Here is a 17,098-nt window from a genome sequence, read left to right as displayed (position 1 = left end):
AAGGGTTACGCATGGATAAAATGAATAAGGTCGTTTTACACAAAGAGTATTCGGGTTTTGTGCGCTTTTTCCATTGGGTTAGGGCTTTGAGTATTTTTACTTTAATCGCTACAGGTTTTTACATCGCTTACCCTTTTTTGCAGCCTAATTCCAGCTTTTATAAAGGGGTGTATCTTTTACAAGCTTATGTGCGCTCTTTTCATGTCATGTTTGGGTTTTTACTCATTAGCGCATTAATCTTTAGAACCTATCTTTTTTTCACTAAAGAAAGCTTAATGGAACGCAGGAGTTTCAGCCAACTTTTAAGCCCAAAAGCATGGATAGATCAGATGAAAGCGTATTTTCTTATCAGCGGCAAAACCCACACTAAAGGAGCGTATAACCCTATCCAACTCGTGGCTTATTTCACTTTGGTTGTTTTGATCGTATTGATGAGTTTGAGCGGGATAGTGCTGTATTATAATGTCTATCATGCGGGGCTTGGGGCGTTTTTAGCAAACGCTTTTAAGTGGTTTGAAGCGCTTTGTGGGGGGTTAGCGAATGTGCGTTTTATCCACCACTTAGCGACTTGGGGGTTTATTTTGTTTGTCCCTGTGCATGTTTATATGGTGTTTTTCCATTCTATCCGGTATGATAGTTCAGGGGCGGATTCTATGATTAATGGCTATGGTTATACCAAAGAATGAGTCAAAAAATCCTAATTTTAGGCATTGGAAATATCCTTTTTGGCGATGAAGGGATTGGGGTGCATCTAGCCCACTACCTCAAAAAGAATTTTTCTTTTTTCCCTAGCGTGGATATTGTGGATGGGGGGACTATGGCTCAGCAACTCATTCCTTTAATCACTTCGTATGAAAAGGTCTTGATTTTAGATTGCGTGAGCGCTAAAGGCGTTGAGATAGGATCAGTTTATGCCTTTGATTTTAAGGACGCTCCTAAAGAAATCACATGGGCTGGGAGCGCGCATGAAGTGGAGATGCTGCACACTTTAAGGCTCACGGAGTTTTTAGGGGATTTGCCTAAAACTTTTATCGTAGGGCTTGTGCCTTTTGTGATAGGGAGCGAGACCACTTTCAAGCTCTCAAGCGAAATGTTAAACGCTTTAGAAACAGCCTTAAAAGCCATAGAAACCCGACTCAACGCATGGGGGGTTAAAATGCAACGCACCGATCATATCGCCCTAGATTGTATCGCTGAACTCTCTTATAAGGGTTTTTGAATTGGCGTTTGTTTTTCTTTTTAAATGCGTTAATGAAAAAATAAGCCTAATTTTTACGCCCCTTTTAGAGCAAATGGCATTCCATTTGCAAGCGCGTTTTTATAGCATTTATAAGGATAATACCACTTCTTTCTACCTCCAAGCGAGCGCTGAGATCACTTTAGAGTTCGCGCAAAAATTAAGCGAAATTCTGCCCTTTTCTTTAGATTTTAGCTTTTTGTCTTTAAAAGAAATCACAGAGCCTTTAGATGAAAATCTTTTCCAAACAACAAGCCTTTCAAAGCCCCTTTTTATGAACGCTAAAGAGCATCAAGATTTTTTAGACAAAAATTCATCTTTGTATGCCAATGCGTTAGGTTTTATCAAAAACACCGCTTTTAAAGGAGATGTGATCCATAGCCCTAAAGAGCTTATAGATTGCTTAACCCAATTAAAAGGCATGCTCAAAACACAAGATTTTATCCCTATTTTCACTTCTAGAGGGGCATTATCCCTTTCTTTAAAAAATCCCTCTCCAAGCGTTATTTTTAGCGATCTTTCTAGCGTTTTAACCTGCACTAAATTGCCTTTAGAGGACGCTAAATATTTAGCCAGTTTGGAAAAACCCTCTATCAAAGCCCCATTAAAAAGCGTGTTTAAGGACACTTTTAAAAACGATGAAATCATAGCCCAACTACCCTTTGACCCCATATTGAATTTATTGTGCCATATTTTACAAGATGAGGGGATAGAATTTGTTTTTATGCATGAAAGCCGTTCTTGTGAAGCGCTGTTGCATTATGAAGCGCTTTTTAAAACCCCTAAACGCTTGATCACGCCCACTAAAAAATTCGTGCTAGAAAACAATTTTTCTACCCTTCCCTTTAAAGATGAACTAGAGTTTTTAAGCGCAACCCCCAATTCTATCGTTTTGTATTTTAGTTTCAAGCACCCTACAAGGTTGTTATTACATGCTAATGGTTCTTTAAAAACGCTCTTAAGCGTTAGTTTTGATTTCAATCAAATATTTAACCTCCTCAAACAAGATGAAAAAGCCTCTAGAATGCTACAAAACTACGCTACTAAATTCCCTAATTTTTACGCGCGCATTTTAGAGCTTTCTAAATACCAGCTAGGGGGCGCGAATTTATTGGATTTTTTTCGCATTTTAGGGTTTGTTTTGGGTTATAGCGAGGATTTTTGCGCTCAAAGCGTTATTTCTTTGGCTAAAGAATGCTTACGCCCTAAAGGCCCTAGGATTGATTATAAAATCCTTAAAGACGATTCTTTTAAAATGGCTTTAAACTTTTCAAAAGTCATGCATAGCGCGATGAGTTTCAGGCTCGCAGGCGTGGAAAATGAAATCTTGAGTCTGGGGATTTTGGACTCTTTAGCGGAGTTTTTAGGGAATTTCATTTGGGATAACGCACAGAATTTTAGCGTTCAAGAAGTAACGATCGCTGGGGGTTTCTTTGGCGAAAAAGTGTTTTTGGATTTGTTTGTGCAATATTTCCCTAAAACCCTAACCCTTAAAACGCATGCGTTTTTGGATTATGAATAAGGGCTTAAAAGCGGATGTGTATCATCAACCCGCCGTCCATGTATTGGGTTTTTTTGCTTTTAGTCCTTTCAAAATAAGGCCCAAAAGACAGAGCTTTATTGAAATTAACAATCGGCACGCTCACCCCTTCAGCGATATTGTTTTTAGCGAGTTGTTTGTAAAACTTTTTGTCGCTTTTTTTATGGCTTTTAAGGGTAGGGCTTTTTTCTAAATCTATGCCTTCTAAAGCACTATTTTTAGTGAAATCATAAAGCTTTTTGTCGTTTTTAGTCTCGGTTTCTAACCCATGGTTTTTATGGAGTTCGTAAAACTTTTTACTGCTTTTTTTGTCGCTTTTAGTTTCGGTTTCTAAATTCACTGCGAACGCACTACTATAAGCCACAAACGATACAAGAAATAAACTTTTAATTATACGCATAAGATCTCCTCTTATATAGTCTTTTTCTACCACACCACCCTAGCATGTTAGAAACAACCATTAGAAAACATAAGTGCGTTTGAGCAAAAACACCAACACGCTTATTGTTTAGCGCAAGCTGTTTTAAGCTAATCAATAAAAAACGTAAGGGAAGTATCCAGGCGCTCCATACCCATAAGGCCCATAAGGCATAAGACCAGACCCATAAGGCATGAAACCATAGGGCATGTAATAATAAGGCATGTAATAGCCTCCATACATCCCGTTTTGCATGGGCGAATTGAGGTTGTCCACTGAATTGTAGAAGCCGTTTAAAGAGCCATAAGCGTTATAATTAGTGAAACGATTGATTAAAGGCGTGGTGCGCGCATCAATGATGGCGTTTTCTTGCTGGATGGCTTTTTCTTCTCTGGCGACTTCTTGGGCTTTGGTTTCTTTAGGATCTTTAACTATCACTTCTTCTATAGGCACATTCGCCCCACAAGCGCTTAACAGATAGGCTAAAAAGCCAGTGTTTAAAAAAAGAATGACTTTAGAAAGATGAGCGGATTGGTTGGGTAAAAAAGTTTTATTGTTTTGATGCATGGGTTTTCCTAAATTTAAAAATAACCAAAGATTAACATGTTTTTAATTTAATGTTGATTAAGCGGTGGTTTTGTGGCTGTTTCATTTTAATTTTGTTTTTCATTAAAACCCAATCTAAAATCTTATTTTTATGATAAAATACCTAATCATAATATCAAATCTTAAACCAAAGAGAAACCATGAAAAAAGCTCTCTTACTCTCTCTCTTTCTCTCGTTTTGGCTCCACGCTGAAAGGAACGGATTTTATTTAGGTTTGAATTTTGCAGAAGGAAGCTATATTCAAGGACAAGGCAGCATCGGCGAAAAAGCTTCAGCAGAAAACGCCTTAAATCAAGCGATCAATAACGCAAAAAATTCATTATTCCCTACAACACAAAACACAAAAGCCATAAGAGATGCACAAAACGCCTTAAATGCAGTGAAAGATTCAAACAAAATCGCTAGCCGATTCGCAGGAAATGGCGGGTCGGGCGGTATTTTCAATGAACTCAGCTTGGGGTATAAATATTTTTTGGGTAAAAAAAGGATTATAGGGTTTAGGCACTCTCTTTTTTTCGGTTACCAACTTGGTGGTGTTGGTTCTGTTCCTGGCAGCGGTTTAATAGCTTTTTTACCCTATGGTTTCAATACGGATTTACTCATTAATTGGACTAACGATAAACGAGTGTCCCAAGAATATGTTGAACGAAGGGTAAAAGGGCTCTCTATATTTTACAAAGATATGACCGGCAGAACGCTAGACGCTAACACATTAAAAAGAGCATCAAGGCATGTAATCAGAAAATCTTCAGGACTTGTAATTGGCATGGATATAGGGGCTAGCACTTGGTTTGCAAGTAACAATCTCACCCCTTTCAATCAAGTCAAGAGCCGCACGATTTTTCAGTTACAAGGGAAATTTGGCGTTCGTTTTAGTAGTGATGAATACGATATTGATCGCTATGGTGATGAAATCTATCTTGGAGGTTCTAGTGTTGAATTAGGGGTTAAAGTGCCAGCGTTTAAAGTCAATTACTATAGCGATAATTATGGGGATAAATTGGATTATAAAAGAGTGGTGAGCGTTTATCTTAACTATACATATACTTTTAGACGCAAACATTAAAAATGCACTTTTTGTCGCTCTTTGATTGTTTGTCTTAAAAAACGCTTTTGAGTATTTTTACCAACGCTTTATTGAAACAAAGCCTTAGCTTGAAACTCTTCAAAGCCTTTTTTTCTCAATTGGCATGCTGGGCATTTATCGCAGCCATAGCCATAAGCATGCAAAATCTTTCGCTCTCCTTGATAGCAGGTGTGCGTTTCTTTGATGATTAGATCCAAAGCCCCTAAATCTTTAGCCATTTGAAATTCTTGTGCTTTATTTAAAAACATTAGAGGCGTTACGATTTTAATCGCTGTGTTTGAGCCTAAATTTAGGGCATGCTCGATGCTTTTAATAAAATCTTCTTTACAATCCGGATAGCCGCTAAAATCCGCTTGCGAAACCCCTAAAGCGATGTTGCTAGCCCCTAGTTTTTGCGCATAAGAATGCAAAAGGGTGATAAAAATAGCGTTACGATTAGGCACAAAAGAATTGGGTAAATCTTTATTTTGCGCATGCGAATGCCCTATTAAATCGTTAGAGTTTTTAAAAAGCGCGGAGTGGGTGATATTCTCTAAAAAATCTAATGGGATGATTTCATAAGGGAGTTGTAAAAGAGAAGCGATTTTTTGAGCGCATTCTAATTCCACAGAGTGTTTTTGCGCGTAATCAAACCCCACTAAACAGACTTTTTTAAAACGCTTTTTCGCCCATACGGCTAAAGTGGTGCTATCTTGCCCGCCACTAAAACCGATCACGCAAATTTCTTGTTCCATCAAAATTCCTTAAAAATTCTAAAAAGATATAATAACACAAAGAAATTTTAAGAGTAAAAAGCGTGTTTGAGTTAGAAAAAGAATTAAAAGAATTGTTTGACATTTATGAAAAATCCCCTTATGAGCTTTACTTGGTAGGGGGGTGCGTGCGCGATTGTTTGATGGGCATTACCCCAAAAGATTACGATTTAACTTCAAACGCTTTAGTCAATGAAAGTAAAGAGCTTCTTTTAAAGCACGATTTTAGGGTTCTAGAAACCGGTATCAAACATGGCACGATCACGGCTCTTAAGAACCATCAGAGCTATGAAATCACAACTTTTAGAATTGAAAAGGGGCATATCAAACACCGAAAGCCTAAAGAATTGGTTTTTAGCACTCATCTAACAGACGATTTAAAGCGGCGCGATTTTAGCATGAATGCGATCGCTTATAGCCCTACAAAAGGGATTATCGATCCTTTTAAAGGGCAGAATGCGATTGAAAATCAAACGATTGAATGTGTGGGGGAAGCGCGATTGAGGTTTTTTGAAGACGCTTTAAGGATTTTAAGATCGCTGCGATTTAGTGCGACTTTAGGCTTTAAGATAGCAGCAAGCACCAAAAGAGCGGTTTTTGCGTGTAAGGATTTGTTAAAACACCTTTCTAAAGAACGCTTACAAAGCGAGTTGAATAAGCTTCTTATGGGGAAAAACGCCTATGAAGTGGCTAAAGAATATCAAGAAATTTTGGAGTTGGTTATTCAAGAAAAAATAGAAAATTTAGGGTTTTTAAAAAACGCGCCTTTGAATCTGGAATTAAGATTATTGGGGTTTTTTAAGCATCAAAAAAGTTTAGAAAATTTACGCTACCCTAAAAAAACGATCGTTTTATTTTCCAAAGCCAAAGAATGTCATAAAGCTTTTTTAAATATTCATGACAAAACAGAGTTAAAATTTTTATTGAAAAACTACGATTTAGATCCTTTTAATTTGGCTTTAGATTTTTATGCGCTCAAAAACCACAAACACGCTTTAAAAATTAAAGGCTTGTTAAAAGAAATCTTTGATTCTAACGAGCCTTTTAAAAAAGAACATTTAGCCATTAAGGGCGGTGCGCTTCAAAGTTTGGGTTATCAGCACCAAAAAATCGGTGAAATTTTAAACGCATGCTTAGATTTAGTCATCGCTAACCCTAAAAATAACGCTTTAGAATGGCTGATTGAATGGGTTAAGGGTAATTATTTACCTAATGATGTTATAAACCATTCGCCAATAGGCAGAAAAAATTAAAAACAGAGAAAACATGATAACGATGAATGCGATTCAATGGCCTAAGAAATGGATACCAGGAGAGACTGATAATTTTGTGTCCAATGAAGTCATTGTCAAAGGTTTGGATTTTAATAAAGTGGTACAGCATTTAAGAGATGCATCCCATTGGGAAAAGTATTACAAAAATTCAGGGAATGTTCATGTGTATCATCAAGACAATACCATTCTTAAAGACAAGACTCGTTTTTGTTTTGAAACTTTTGGCTTTCTCATTGAAGCGCAAGTGGAAGAGTTTGAATTGAAAGACACCATACTGCGTTTGGCTTGGAGAGGTTGGAATGAAGCTAAAGGCGATGAGTATCTTGAAGCCTATCACGCATGGCTAGTTGAAAAATTAGATAATGATCGTGTGCGTATTCTAACCCAAGAAACTCAGTTAGGAGTCCCTGCTAAAGCTTTAGCGAAATCTGTGCCTAATGCGATGCTAAATGGCCATCAAGTTTGGTTAGATGGTTTAGTGGCGTATTCACGCTAATAAGTGAGAATTGAATGAAAATCGGATGGATTGGACTAGGGGCTATGGGAACTCCTATGGTGGCTCGTTTGCACGATGCAAATTTAGAAGTGTCGGTTTATAACCGAACAGAGAGCAAAGCAGTCCCCTTAAAAGAAAAAGGCGTAGCGGTTTATACTAACCCTATAGATTTAGCCGCTAAAGTTGATCTGATTTTTATTATGCTTTCGGATAAAGTGGCGATTGATGCTGTTTTAGTGCCAGAATTTTGGGAACAGATGTCTGAAAAAATTGTGGTGAATATGAGCACTATCGCCCCTTTGGAAAGCTTATCTTTAGAAGAAACCGCTCAAAAACATCAAGTAACTTACCTTGAAGCACCCGTTTCAGGATCGGTTGGCGTGGCTAAAGCTGGGGCGTTATTGATTTTGGCGGCAGGCGATGAAGAAGGGGTTGATCAACTCAAACCTATTTTCGCGCATTTAGGGAGTCAAACCTTTTATTTAGGAAAAGTTGGTCAAGGGGCAAGAGCCAAGTTATCCATTAACAGCCTTCTAGCTCAAATGGGGGTTGCTTATTCAGAAGCTTTGCTATTAGCCAAACATTTAGGGGTTGATGCAGAGTTGTTTTTGCAAATTATTGGCCAATCTGGCATGAATTCGCCTCTCTTTCAAGCTAAAAAAGGCATGTGGCTACAAGATAGCTATCCGGCCGCTTTCAGTTTGAAACTCATGCTCAAAGACATTCGTTTAGCTAACAATGAAGCAGGAGAGGCGATTGAATTGCCATTCTTATTCAAGGCGCAAGAACTTTATTCTCAAGCGGAAAAATCCGGTTTAGGCGAAATGGATATGGCAGCCGTTTATCATTATTTAGAAAAAGGAGAACATTAAAATGGACAGAGAACAAGTGGTTGCTTTACAGCACCAACGATTCGCTACGAAAAAATACGATCCCAATCGCCGTATTTCTCAAAAGGATTGGGAAGCGTTGGTTGAAGTGGGGAGGTTAGCCCTTTCTGCATTCGGGCTTGAACCATGGAAAATGCTTTTATTAAAGAATGAACGCATGAAAGAAGATTTAAAACCGATGGCCTGGGGGGCTCTTTCTAGCTTAGAGGGAGCGAGCCATTTTGTCATTTATCTTGCACGAAAAGGCGTTACTTATGACAGCGATTATGTTAAAAAAGTGATGCATGAGGTTAAAAAAAGGGATTATGACACTGATTCTAGGTTCGCTCAAATGATTAAAAATTTCCAAGAGAGCGACATGAAACTCAATAGCGAACGATCCTTGTTTGATTGGGCTAGCAAGCAGACTTATATCCAAATGGCGAACATGATGATGGCAGCGGCCATGTTAGGGATTGATTCTTGCCCAATTGAAGGGTATGATCAAGAAAAAGTGGAGGCTTATTTAAAGAAAAAAGGCTATCTAAACACGGCGGAATTTGGGGTATCGGTAATGGCTAGTTTTGGTTATCGCAATCAAGAAATCACCCCTAAAACCCGCTGGAAGACAGAAGTTATTTATGAAGTGATTGAATAAGAAACGCTTTTGGCTTTTTGATAACCAACCATAAAGAGCTTGGCGTTAGCCAAACGCTAATCTCTTAAATGATGCTTGTTCATGTTTGATAAAAACAAAACCACCACAACACAATTAAGTATTCTTTAGGTATAATCAAAAACTATTTTTCAATAAAGGGTTTTTATGCTTCGTTTTGCACCTTCGCCTACAGGAGATATGCATATAGGGAATTTAAGGGCAGCCATTTTTAACTACATTGTGGCCAAACAGCAACACAAACCCTTTCTCATCCGCATTGAAGACACGGACAAAGAGCGCAACATTGAAGGCAAAGACCAAGAAATTTTAGAGATCTTAAAGCTTATGGGGATAAGCTGGGACAAGCTCGTGTATCAAAGCCATAACATAGATTATCACAGAGAAATGGCAGGAAAATTACTGAAAGAAAATAAAGCGTTTTATTGTTATGCGAGCACGGAGTTTTTAGAAAGAGAAAAAGAAAAAGCCAAAAATGAAAAACGCCCTTTCAGGTATTTAGACGAGTGGGCGGCTTTAGAAAAAGACAAGCGTCATGCCCCTGTGGTGCGTTTAAAAGCCCCAAATCATGCGGTGTCTTTCAATGATACGATTAAAAAAGAAGTGAAATTTGAACCTGATGAATTGGATTCTTTTGTGCTTTTAAGACAGGATAAAAGCCCTACTTATAATTTCGCTTGCGCATGCGATGATTTGCTCTATGAAATCAGTCTGATTATTAGAGGCGAAGATCATGTGAGTAACACCCCTAAACAAATTTTAATCCAGCAAGCTTTAGGCTCAAACGATCCGATTGTTTATGCGCATTTGCCCATTATTTTAGACGAAACAAGCGGTAAAAAAATGAGTAAAAGAGATGAAGCCTCCAGCGTGAAATGGCTTTTGAATCAAGGGTTTTTACCGGAGGCTATTGTGAATTATCTCATCACTATCGGTAATAAAGTGCCTAAGGAAGTTTTCAGCCTTGATGAAGCGATAGAATGGTTTGATTTAGAAAATCTTTCCAGCTCCCCGGCTCATTTTAATTTAAAATATTTAAAACACTTAAACCACGAGCATTTAAAGCTTTTAGACGATGACAAGTTATTAGAACTCACTTTGATAAAAGATAAAAACCTCTTAGGGCTTTTAAGATTGTTTATAGAAGAATGCGGCACGCTTTTAGAATTGAGAGAAAAAATTTCGTTGTTTTTAGAGCCAAAAGATGTTGTTAAAACTTACGAAAACGAAGATTTTAAAGAGCGTTGTTTAGCGCTTTTTAACGCTCTAAAAAGCATGGATTTTCAAGCGTATAAGGATTTTGAAAGTTTTAAAAAGGAAGCCATGCGATTAAGCCAGCTTAAGGGTAAGGATTTTTTCAAACCTTTACGCATCCTTTTAACCGGGAACTCGCATGGCGTTGAATTGCCTTTGATTTTCCCCTATATCCAAAGCCATTATCAAGAAGTTTTAAGGCTCAAAGCATGATATTTTCCACTCTTATTAATGCGGTAGCGGTGATTTTAGGCTCGCTTATTACGATTTATATGTGGGTGGTCATCATTTATTCACTCATTAGCTTTGTGCAACCTAACCCCAATAACCCCATCATGCAAATCCTCGCTCGCTTGTGTGAGCCGGTGTTTTATTTTTTACGCTCTAAATTCAAGCTGGTGTTTAACGGGTTGGATTTCGCTCCTTTAGTGGTGGTCATCGTTTTGAAATTTTTAGATTTAACCCTCATCCAATGGCTTTTTATGCTCGCCAAAAGCCTTTAAAGAAAATCATGCGTTTTTTTATTTTATTTTTTATGGGTGTGCTTGGCGTTGGTTTTTCTCAAACCGAGTTGAGTTTAAAAGATTTAGAAAGAAAGCCCGCCGGGATTGTTAGGGATTATTATTTATGGCGCTATATTAGCGATAAAAAAACCACTTTAGAAAACGCTAAAAAAGCCTATGAATTGACTCAAAATAAAAATAACGCCCTACAAAAGGCCATGCAAGAAAAAGACTCAGACAATGCAGAAAAAAGCCCTGATGTTAAATTGCCTGAAGATATTTATTGCAAGCAAATTACCCTAGAAAGCATGTTAGAAACAACAGACACTTTCCAAAATAGCTGTATCGCTATCGCTTTAAAATCAAAAATCAAAGATTTTGATAAAATCCCCCTTCAAACCCTTAAGCCCTTACAAATTAAAATCAAAGAGGCTTACCCCGTTCTTTATGAAGAATTAGAAATTTTGCAAAGTAAGAATGTGAGCGCTTCTTTATTTAAGGCTAATGTGCAAGTGTTTAGTGCACTTTTCAACCATTTGAGTTATGAAAAAAAGCTCCAAATTTTTGAAAAACATATCCCTATTAAAGAGTTAAACCGCCTTTTAGATGAAGATTACCCGGCGTTTAACCGCTTGATCTATCAGGTTATTTTAGATCCTAAATTGGATCATTTTAAAGACGCTCTCACTAAAACTAACGCTACCCACAGCAACGCGCAAACCTTTTTTATCCTAGGGATTAATGAAATCTTGCGTAAAAAACCCTCTAAAGCGCTCAAGTATTTTGAACGCTCAGAAGCGGTGGTTAAAGACGATGATTTTTCAAAAGACAGAGCGGTTTTTTGGCAGTATCTAGTCTCTAAAAAGAAAAAAACTTTGGAACGCCTTTCACAAAGCCCTGCCTTAAACCTTTATAGTCTTTATGCGAGTCGCAAGCTCCAAACCACGCCCAGTTATCGCATCATTTCTCACATCCAAAATTTAAGCCAAGAAGACCCTCCTTTTAACACTTGTGACCCTTTTTCGTGGCAAATTTTTAAGGAAAAAACCTTGAGTTTGAAAGGCGAAGACGCGTTTAATGCGATGCTAAAAAGCTTGTATTATGAAAAAAGCGCCCCTGAATTGACCTATCTTTTAAGCCAACGCAATAAAGACAAGATTTATTATTATTTATCCCCTTATGAAGGCATTATTGAATGGCAAAATATTGATGAAAAGGCTATGGCGTATGCGATCGCTAGGCAAGAAAGTTTCTTGCTTCCGGCAGTCATTTCACGCTCCTTCGCTCTGGGGCTTATGCAAATCATGCCCTTTAATGTAGGGCCTTTCGCTAAAAGTCTTGGCATGGATAATGTTGATCTAAACGACATGTTTAACCCCAATATCGCTCTCAAATTTGGTAATTATTACTTGAACCATCTAAAAAAAGAATTCAACCACCCCCTTTTTGTCGCCTACGCTTATAACGCTGGGCCTGGGTTTTTAAGGAGGTGGCTAGAAAGCTCCAAACGATTTAAAGAAAAAAATCATTTTGAGCCATGGCTTAGCATGGAGCTTATGCCTTATAGCGAAACCCGTTTGTATGGCTTTAGGGTCATGCTCAATTACTTGATTTATCAAGAAATTTTTGGGAATTTCATCCCTGTTGATGCATTTTTAGAACAAACTCTTAACTCAAAGGACAAACCATGATTAAAAAATGCCTTTTTCCTGCCGCTGGCTACGGCACGCGCTTTTTGCCGATCACTAAAACCATTCCTAAAGAAATGCTGCCCATTGTGGATAAACCTTTAATCCAATACGCTGTAGAGGAAGCGATGGAAGCAGGCTGTGAAGTGATGGCGATTGTTACAGGCAGAAACAAGCGCAGTTTAGAAGATTATTTTGACACGAGCTATGAAATAGAGCATCAAATCCAAGGCACTAACAAAGAAAACGCCCTAAAAAGCATTCGTAACATTATAGAAAAATGCTGTTTTTCCTATGTGCGCCAAAAACAAATGAAAGGCTTAGGGCATGCGATTTTAACCGGAGAAGCCCTCATAGGCAATGAGCCTTTTGCGGTGATTTTAGCCGATGACTTATGCATAAGCCATGATTATCCAAGCGTGCTAAAGCAAATGATTTCATTGTATCAAAAATACCAATGCTCCATTGTGGCCATTGAAGAGGTGGCGCTAGAAGAAGTTTCAAAATACGGCGTGATTAGGGGCGAATGGTTAGAAGAGGGGGTGTATGAGATTAAAGACATGGTGGAAAAACCAAGCCAAGAAGACGCCCCAAGCAATCTAGCCGTGATAGGGCGCTACATTCTAACCCCGGATATTTTTGAAATTTTAAGCGAGACGAAACCGGGTAAAAACAATGAAATCCAAATCACAGACGCCTTACTCATTCAAGCCAAAAGAAAACGAATCATCGCCTACCAATTCAAAGGCAAACGATACGATTGCGGGAGTGTGGAAGGCTATATTGAAGCGAGTAACGCTTATTATAAAAAACGCTTATAAATCTTATCAACATGGGCAATTTAGCGTATTATGCTTACATGTATTTGATCCTCTTTGTATGCTTGCTCCCTGTATTATTGGTGGGGCTTGCTTGGAGGCTTTCTCGCCCCCCCTTAAAGCAAAATCTTCCTAATAAAAGCCTCTCTTTAGAAGATTTGAGCGAACAAATCAAAAACCTTAAAAGCGTGCCAGCTTTAGAAAAACTTAAAAACAGCTTTAATGAGCGTTTTAAAAATTGCCCCAAAGACAAAGAAACTCTGTGGCTAGAAACGATCCAAAATTTAGTCGCTTCAGAATTTTTTGAATTAGAAGACGCTATTAATTTTGGGCAAGAATTAGAAAACGCTAACCCTAATCATGCGCAAAAAATCGCTAACGCTACCGGCTTAGCCCTTAAGAATAAAAAAGAAAAAGGATAGAATTGGATTTTTTAGAGATTGTAGGACAAGTCACTTTAAAAGGGGGGGTAGAAATTTCAGGGGCGAAAAATTCCGCGCTCCCCATTTTAGCCGCCGCGCTTTTAAGCCGCCAAGAAGTCAAAATCAAATCCTTGCCCCAAGTGGTGGATATAAAGGCGATGGCGTTATTGTTGCAAAATTTAGGCGCTAACTTAGAATGGCTTGATCCTAGCACGCTCCAAATCAGCGCTAAATCTTTGCGCCACACCGAAGCCACTTACGATTTGGTGCGTAAAATGCGCGCTTCCATTTTGGTTTTAGGCCCTTTATTAGCGCGTTTTAAAGAATGCTTAGTGAGTTTGCCCGGTGGGTGCGCTATAGGAGCAAGGCCTGTGGATTTGCACCTAAAAGCGATGCAACAATTAGGGGCTGAAATCAAAATTGAGCAAGGCTATATCCACGCAAAAGCCCCTAAAGGCTTGAAAGGGAATGATATTTTATTTGATAAAATCAGCGTTACAGGCACAGAAAACGCCCTCATGGCAGCAAGCCTTGCTAAAGGGATCACGCGCATCATTAACGCCGCTAAAGAGCCAGAAATCGCTCAATTGTGCGCGTTTTTACAGAGTGGAGGGGTAGAAATTGAGGGCGTTGGCAGCAGCGAGTTAAAGATTAGGGGGGTAGAAAGCGACGCTTTAAATTTAAAAGACATTCAAATCATACCCGATAGGATTGAAGCAGGCACTTATTTGTGCGTGGGGGCTATCACTAACAGCCAGCTTAAAATCAATCGTATCATCCCTAACCATCTTCAAGCGATCACCGATAAGCTTATAGAAATTGGTTTTTCGCTAAACATTCAAGAAAATTCTATAGAAATTTATCCGGCCAAAAAACGCCAAGCCTTTGAAATCACCACGAAAGAATACCCAGGCTTTCCCACAGACATGCAAGCGCAATTCATGGCGTTAGCCACGCAGTGTTTGGGGACGAGCGTGATTGAAGAAACGCTTTTTGAAAACCGCTTCATGCATGCAAGCGAATTGCAACGCTTAGGGGCTAATATCAGCCTAAAAACGAATGTGGCTACCATTAGCGGATCCACAGAGCTTACCGGGAGCGATGTGATGGCGACTGATTTAAGGGCTTCTTCGGCTCTCATTTTAGCCGCATTAGTGGCTAAGGGTGTGAGTAGGGTGCATAGGATTTACCACTTGGATAGGGGTTATGAGAGATTAGAGGATAAAATCAACGCTTTAGGGGCAAAAGTGTTGCGTTTAAAAGAAAAATAATCTAAGATTTGGTTACAATAGCTAGAATATTTTTCAATTATTACATAAGGAGCTTTTATGCGTATTGAGCATGATTTCATTGGGCAAATGGAAATTAGCGATGAAGTTTATTATGGGATCCAGACTTTAAGAGCGAGTGAAAATTTTTTCATCACCAACGACAAGCTTTGCAGTTATCCTGTTTTTATCAAATCTTTTGCTCAAGTCAAAAAAGCGGCTGCTTTAGCGAACGCGCAATTAGGCTTGATTGATGAAAAGCTTAAAATTGCGATTTGCCACGCGTGCGATTTGTTGGTTGATGGCAAATACCATGATCAATTCATTGTGGATATGATTCAAGGGGGGGCTGGCACAAGCACGAACATGAACATGAATGAAGTGATTGCTAATTTGGCTTTAGAATACATGGGGCATCAAAAGGGTGAGTATCAATTTTGCCACCCAAACGACCATGTCAACCGCTCTCAATCCACCAATGACGCTTATCCTAGCGCGTTAAAAATTGCGATTTATGAGCGTTTGAGTAATTTAGTCGCTCCCATGAAGGCTTTAAGGGACGCTTTCGCTCAAAAAGCTAAGGAATTCGCTCATGTGATTAAAATGGGGCGCACCCAGCTTCAAGACGCTGTGCCTATGACTTTAGGTCAAGAGTTTGAAACTTACGCTTTGATGGTTGATAGGGATATTGAGCAGGTTTTAGACGCTAGGAATTGGGTAAGAGAGCTTAATTTAGGCGGCACGGCTATTGGCACAGGGATCAATTCGCACCCGGATTATCGCAGTTTGATTGAAAAGAAAATCCAAGAAGTAACGGGCCGCCCCTTTGTCATGGCTAATAATTTGATAGAAGCCACTCAAAGCACGGGGGCGTATGTGCAAGTGAGTGGGGTGTTAAAGCGTATTGCGGTCAAACTCTCTAAAGTCTGTAACGATCTAAGGTTGCTTAGCTCAGGCCCTAGAGCCGGGCTGAATGAAATCAATTTGCCTAAAATGCAGCCGGGTAGCTCTATTATGCCCGGTAAAGTCAATCCGGTGATCCCTGAAGTGGTCAATCAGGTGTGCTTTGCGGTGATTGGGAATGATTTGAGCGTAGCGTTAGCCGCAGAAGGAGGGCAATTGCAACTCAATGTGTTTGAGCCGGTTATCGCTTATAAGCTTTTCCATTCCTTTGTGATTTTAGGGCGTGCAATTGAAACCTTAACGACTAAATGCGTGGAAGGCATCACGGCTAATGAAAAGATTTGCCACGATTATGTCTTTAACAGCATTGGCATTGTTACCGCGCTAAACCCTCATATCGGCTATGAAAAATCCGCTATGATCGCTAAAGAAGCTTTAAAAAGCGATCGCTCTATCTATGACATCGCTTTAGAAAAGAAAATCTTAACTAAAGAACAACTGGACGATATTTTCAAGCCAGAAAACATGCTAAGCCCTCACGCTTTCAAAAAGCATAAAGACTGAACGCTTTGCAACTTTCACGCCTTCAAATTTTACGCTTCCTTTATATGGAGCGTCTTTTGGGCGAAACTTACACGAATACCAACCTTAATAAGCCCCAAAATAAGCCTCTTAACAAACAAGTTTATGAGAGCATAGAAAATTGCAATCTGTGCAAACGCCATCAAAATTCAAAACCGGTGATCGGGCTTTTTAATCCCACTTCCAAGCTCACTTTCATCACGCTAACCCCCATGCTGGATAGCCAATTGAATTTCTTAAACAATTTAAAAGCGACCATGTTAGAGAGCATTATCCAAAAAGTTTTTAACTTCCCCTTAAAAGATTGCAGTATTTTATCGCTCCTTAAATGCGACTCTAACAGCCTTAATTTAGAAGAAGAAATCAACGCATGTCTATTCCATTTAACCTGGCAATTAGACAACAGCATTTCAAAAGTCATTGTGGTATTTGGCGAGATTTTGCCCAAACGCCTTTTAAACCTTTCTAAAGAAGAATCCTTTGGGCGTATCGTGTCTTTAAAAACAAAACATTTTTTAAGCACCCATGCTTTAGAGGACATGCTCAAAAACCCCACGCTCAAAAAAGAAGCGTTAGCGCATTTTAAAATAGCGCTCCAATTTCTTAACCAATCTTAAAATGCACCTTATTTTTTAACCCATCTCCTTATGGCGCGCAACAAAGGTAAGGATTTTTGATAAGCTTTGCGATAGATTTTAAAAGTG

General features: G+C 38.9%; 19 protein-coding genes and 1 pseudogene. 16 read left to right on the top strand and 4 right to left on the bottom strand.

Annotated elements, in window-relative coordinates; genetic code table 11:
* Positions 1 to 11: 11 nt before the first annotated feature.
* From cybH to hydE, 3 genes are read left to right on the top strand one after another with little or no spacing between them, the layout of a single operon-like run.
* Positions 12 to 686: a Ni/Fe-hydrogenase, b-type cytochrome subunit gene (cybH, locus tag DBU79_RS03065; protein WP_154411496.1), complete on the top strand. Its 675-nt coding sequence runs from the start codon at positions 12 to 14 to the stop codon at positions 684 to 686.
* On the top strand, positions 683 to 1,219 hold the full coding sequence (gene hydD, locus DBU79_RS03060; RefSeq protein WP_000078619.1) for a hydrogenase biosynthesis protein HydD: 537 nt from the start codon (positions 683 to 685) through the stop codon (positions 1,217 to 1,219). Before cybH ends, hydD begins: the two co-directional genes overlap by 4 nt.
* Before the next feature lies 1 nt (position 1,220).
* A complete protein-coding gene (gene hydE, locus DBU79_RS03055) occupies positions 1,221 to 2,759 on the top strand; it encodes a hydrogenase biosynthesis protein HydE (RefSeq protein ID WP_154411495.1) in 1,539 nt (512 codons plus the stop codon).
* A 4-nt stretch (positions 2,760 to 2,763) separates the two neighbouring features.
* Here the strand turns inward: hydE and DBU79_RS03050 are convergent, their stop codons facing one another.
* On the bottom strand, positions 2,764 to 3,210 hold the full coding sequence (locus DBU79_RS03050) for a hypothetical protein (protein ID WP_154411494.1): 447 nt from the start codon (positions 3,208 to 3,210) through the stop codon (positions 2,764 to 2,766).
* A gap of 99 nt (positions 3,211 to 3,309) precedes the next feature.
* A complete protein-coding gene (locus DBU79_RS03045; protein ID WP_154411493.1) occupies positions 3,310 to 3,762 on the bottom strand; it encodes a hypothetical protein in 453 nt (150 codons plus the stop codon).
* A gap of 179 nt (positions 3,763 to 3,941) precedes the next feature.
* Between DBU79_RS03045 and oipA the strand changes: the two genes are divergently transcribed.
* Complete coding sequence (gene oipA, locus DBU79_RS03040) at positions 3,942 to 4,868, top strand: outer inflammatory protein OipA (protein WP_154411492.1); 927 nt, start codon at positions 3,942 to 3,944, stop codon at positions 4,866 to 4,868.
* A 68-nt stretch (positions 4,869 to 4,936) separates the two neighbouring features.
* Here the strand turns inward: oipA and queC are convergent, their stop codons facing one another.
* A complete protein-coding gene (queC, locus tag DBU79_RS03035) occupies positions 4,937 to 5,623 on the bottom strand; it encodes a 7-cyano-7-deazaguanine synthase QueC (protein ID WP_134890583.1) in 687 nt (228 codons plus the stop codon).
* 62 nt (positions 5,624 to 5,685) lie between these two features.
* On the opposite strand from queC, the gene DBU79_RS03030 reads away from it, so the two are divergent.
* From DBU79_RS03030 to DBU79_RS02980, 12 genes are all read left to right on the top strand, one after another.
* Positions 5,686 to 6,894 (top strand): CCA tRNA nucleotidyltransferase, encoded by a 1,209-nt coding sequence (locus DBU79_RS03030; protein ID WP_180395259.1) that lies wholly within the window; start codon positions 5,686 to 5,688, stop codon positions 6,892 to 6,894.
* Between the two features lie 13 nt (positions 6,895 to 6,907).
* Positions 6,908 to 7,411, top strand: coding sequence for an SRPBCC family protein (locus tag DBU79_RS07780; protein WP_195834215.1), 504 nt, complete (start codon positions 6,908 to 6,910; stop codon positions 7,409 to 7,411).
* Positions 7,412 to 7,425: 14 nt separating this feature from the next.
* On the top strand, positions 7,426 to 8,283 hold the full coding sequence (locus tag DBU79_RS03025; protein WP_031204267.1) for an NAD(P)-dependent oxidoreductase: 858 nt from the start codon (positions 7,426 to 7,428) through the stop codon (positions 8,281 to 8,283).
* Between the two features lies 1 nt (position 8,284).
* Positions 8,285 to 8,938: an NAD(P)H-dependent flavin oxidoreductase FrxA gene (frxA, locus tag DBU79_RS03020; protein WP_154411491.1), complete on the top strand. Its 654-nt coding sequence runs from the start codon at positions 8,285 to 8,287 to the stop codon at positions 8,936 to 8,938.
* A gap of 165 nt (positions 8,939 to 9,103) precedes the next feature.
* Complete coding sequence (gene gltX / locus DBU79_RS03015; protein WP_154411490.1) at positions 9,104 to 10,423, top strand: glutamate--tRNA ligase; 1,320 nt, start codon at positions 9,104 to 9,106, stop codon at positions 10,421 to 10,423.
* Complete coding sequence (locus DBU79_RS03010) at positions 10,420 to 10,713, top strand: YggT family protein (RefSeq protein ID WP_154411489.1); 294 nt, start codon at positions 10,420 to 10,422, stop codon at positions 10,711 to 10,713. Before gltX ends, DBU79_RS03010 begins: the two co-directional genes overlap by 4 nt.
* Positions 10,714 to 10,721: 8 nt before the next feature.
* A complete protein-coding gene (locus DBU79_RS03005) occupies positions 10,722 to 12,404 on the top strand; it encodes a lytic transglycosylase domain-containing protein (protein ID WP_154411488.1) in 1,683 nt (560 codons plus the stop codon).
* A complete protein-coding gene (gene galU / locus DBU79_RS03000; protein WP_154411487.1) occupies positions 12,401 to 13,222 on the top strand; it encodes a UTP--glucose-1-phosphate uridylyltransferase GalU in 822 nt (273 codons plus the stop codon). Before DBU79_RS03005 ends, galU begins: the two co-directional genes overlap by 4 nt.
* A gap of 11 nt (positions 13,223 to 13,233) precedes the next feature.
* Positions 13,234 to 13,641 (top strand): hypothetical protein, encoded by a 408-nt coding sequence (locus DBU79_RS02995; RefSeq protein ID WP_154411486.1) that lies wholly within the window; start codon positions 13,234 to 13,236, stop codon positions 13,639 to 13,641.
* 2 nt (positions 13,642 to 13,643) lie between these two features.
* A complete protein-coding gene (gene murA, locus DBU79_RS02990; protein ID WP_154411485.1) occupies positions 13,644 to 14,912 on the top strand; it encodes a UDP-N-acetylglucosamine 1-carboxyvinyltransferase in 1,269 nt (422 codons plus the stop codon).
* Between the two features lie 57 nt (positions 14,913 to 14,969).
* A complete protein-coding gene (gene aspA, locus DBU79_RS02985) occupies positions 14,970 to 16,376 on the top strand; it encodes an aspartate ammonia-lyase (protein ID WP_001217501.1) in 1,407 nt (468 codons plus the stop codon).
* A gap of 44 nt (positions 16,377 to 16,420) precedes the next feature.
* Positions 16,421 to 17,011: a uracil-DNA glycosylase family protein gene (locus DBU79_RS02980; RefSeq protein ID WP_154411577.1), complete on the top strand. Its 591-nt coding sequence runs from the start codon at positions 16,421 to 16,423 to the stop codon at positions 17,009 to 17,011.
* An 8-nt stretch (positions 17,012 to 17,019) separates the two neighbouring features.
* Here the strand turns inward: DBU79_RS02980 and DBU79_RS07895 are convergent.
* Positions 17,020 to 17,098: pseudogene (locus tag DBU79_RS07895) on the bottom strand (fucosyltransferase); the annotation flags it as partial.

This window comes from Helicobacter pylori (assembly GCF_009689985.1).
GTDB classification, from domain to species: Bacteria; Campylobacterota; Campylobacteria; order Campylobacterales; family Helicobacteraceae; genus Helicobacter; species Helicobacter pylori_CG.
Note: the sequence above shows the minus strand (reverse complement) of the source record. Positions and strands in the feature narration are given on the sequence as shown.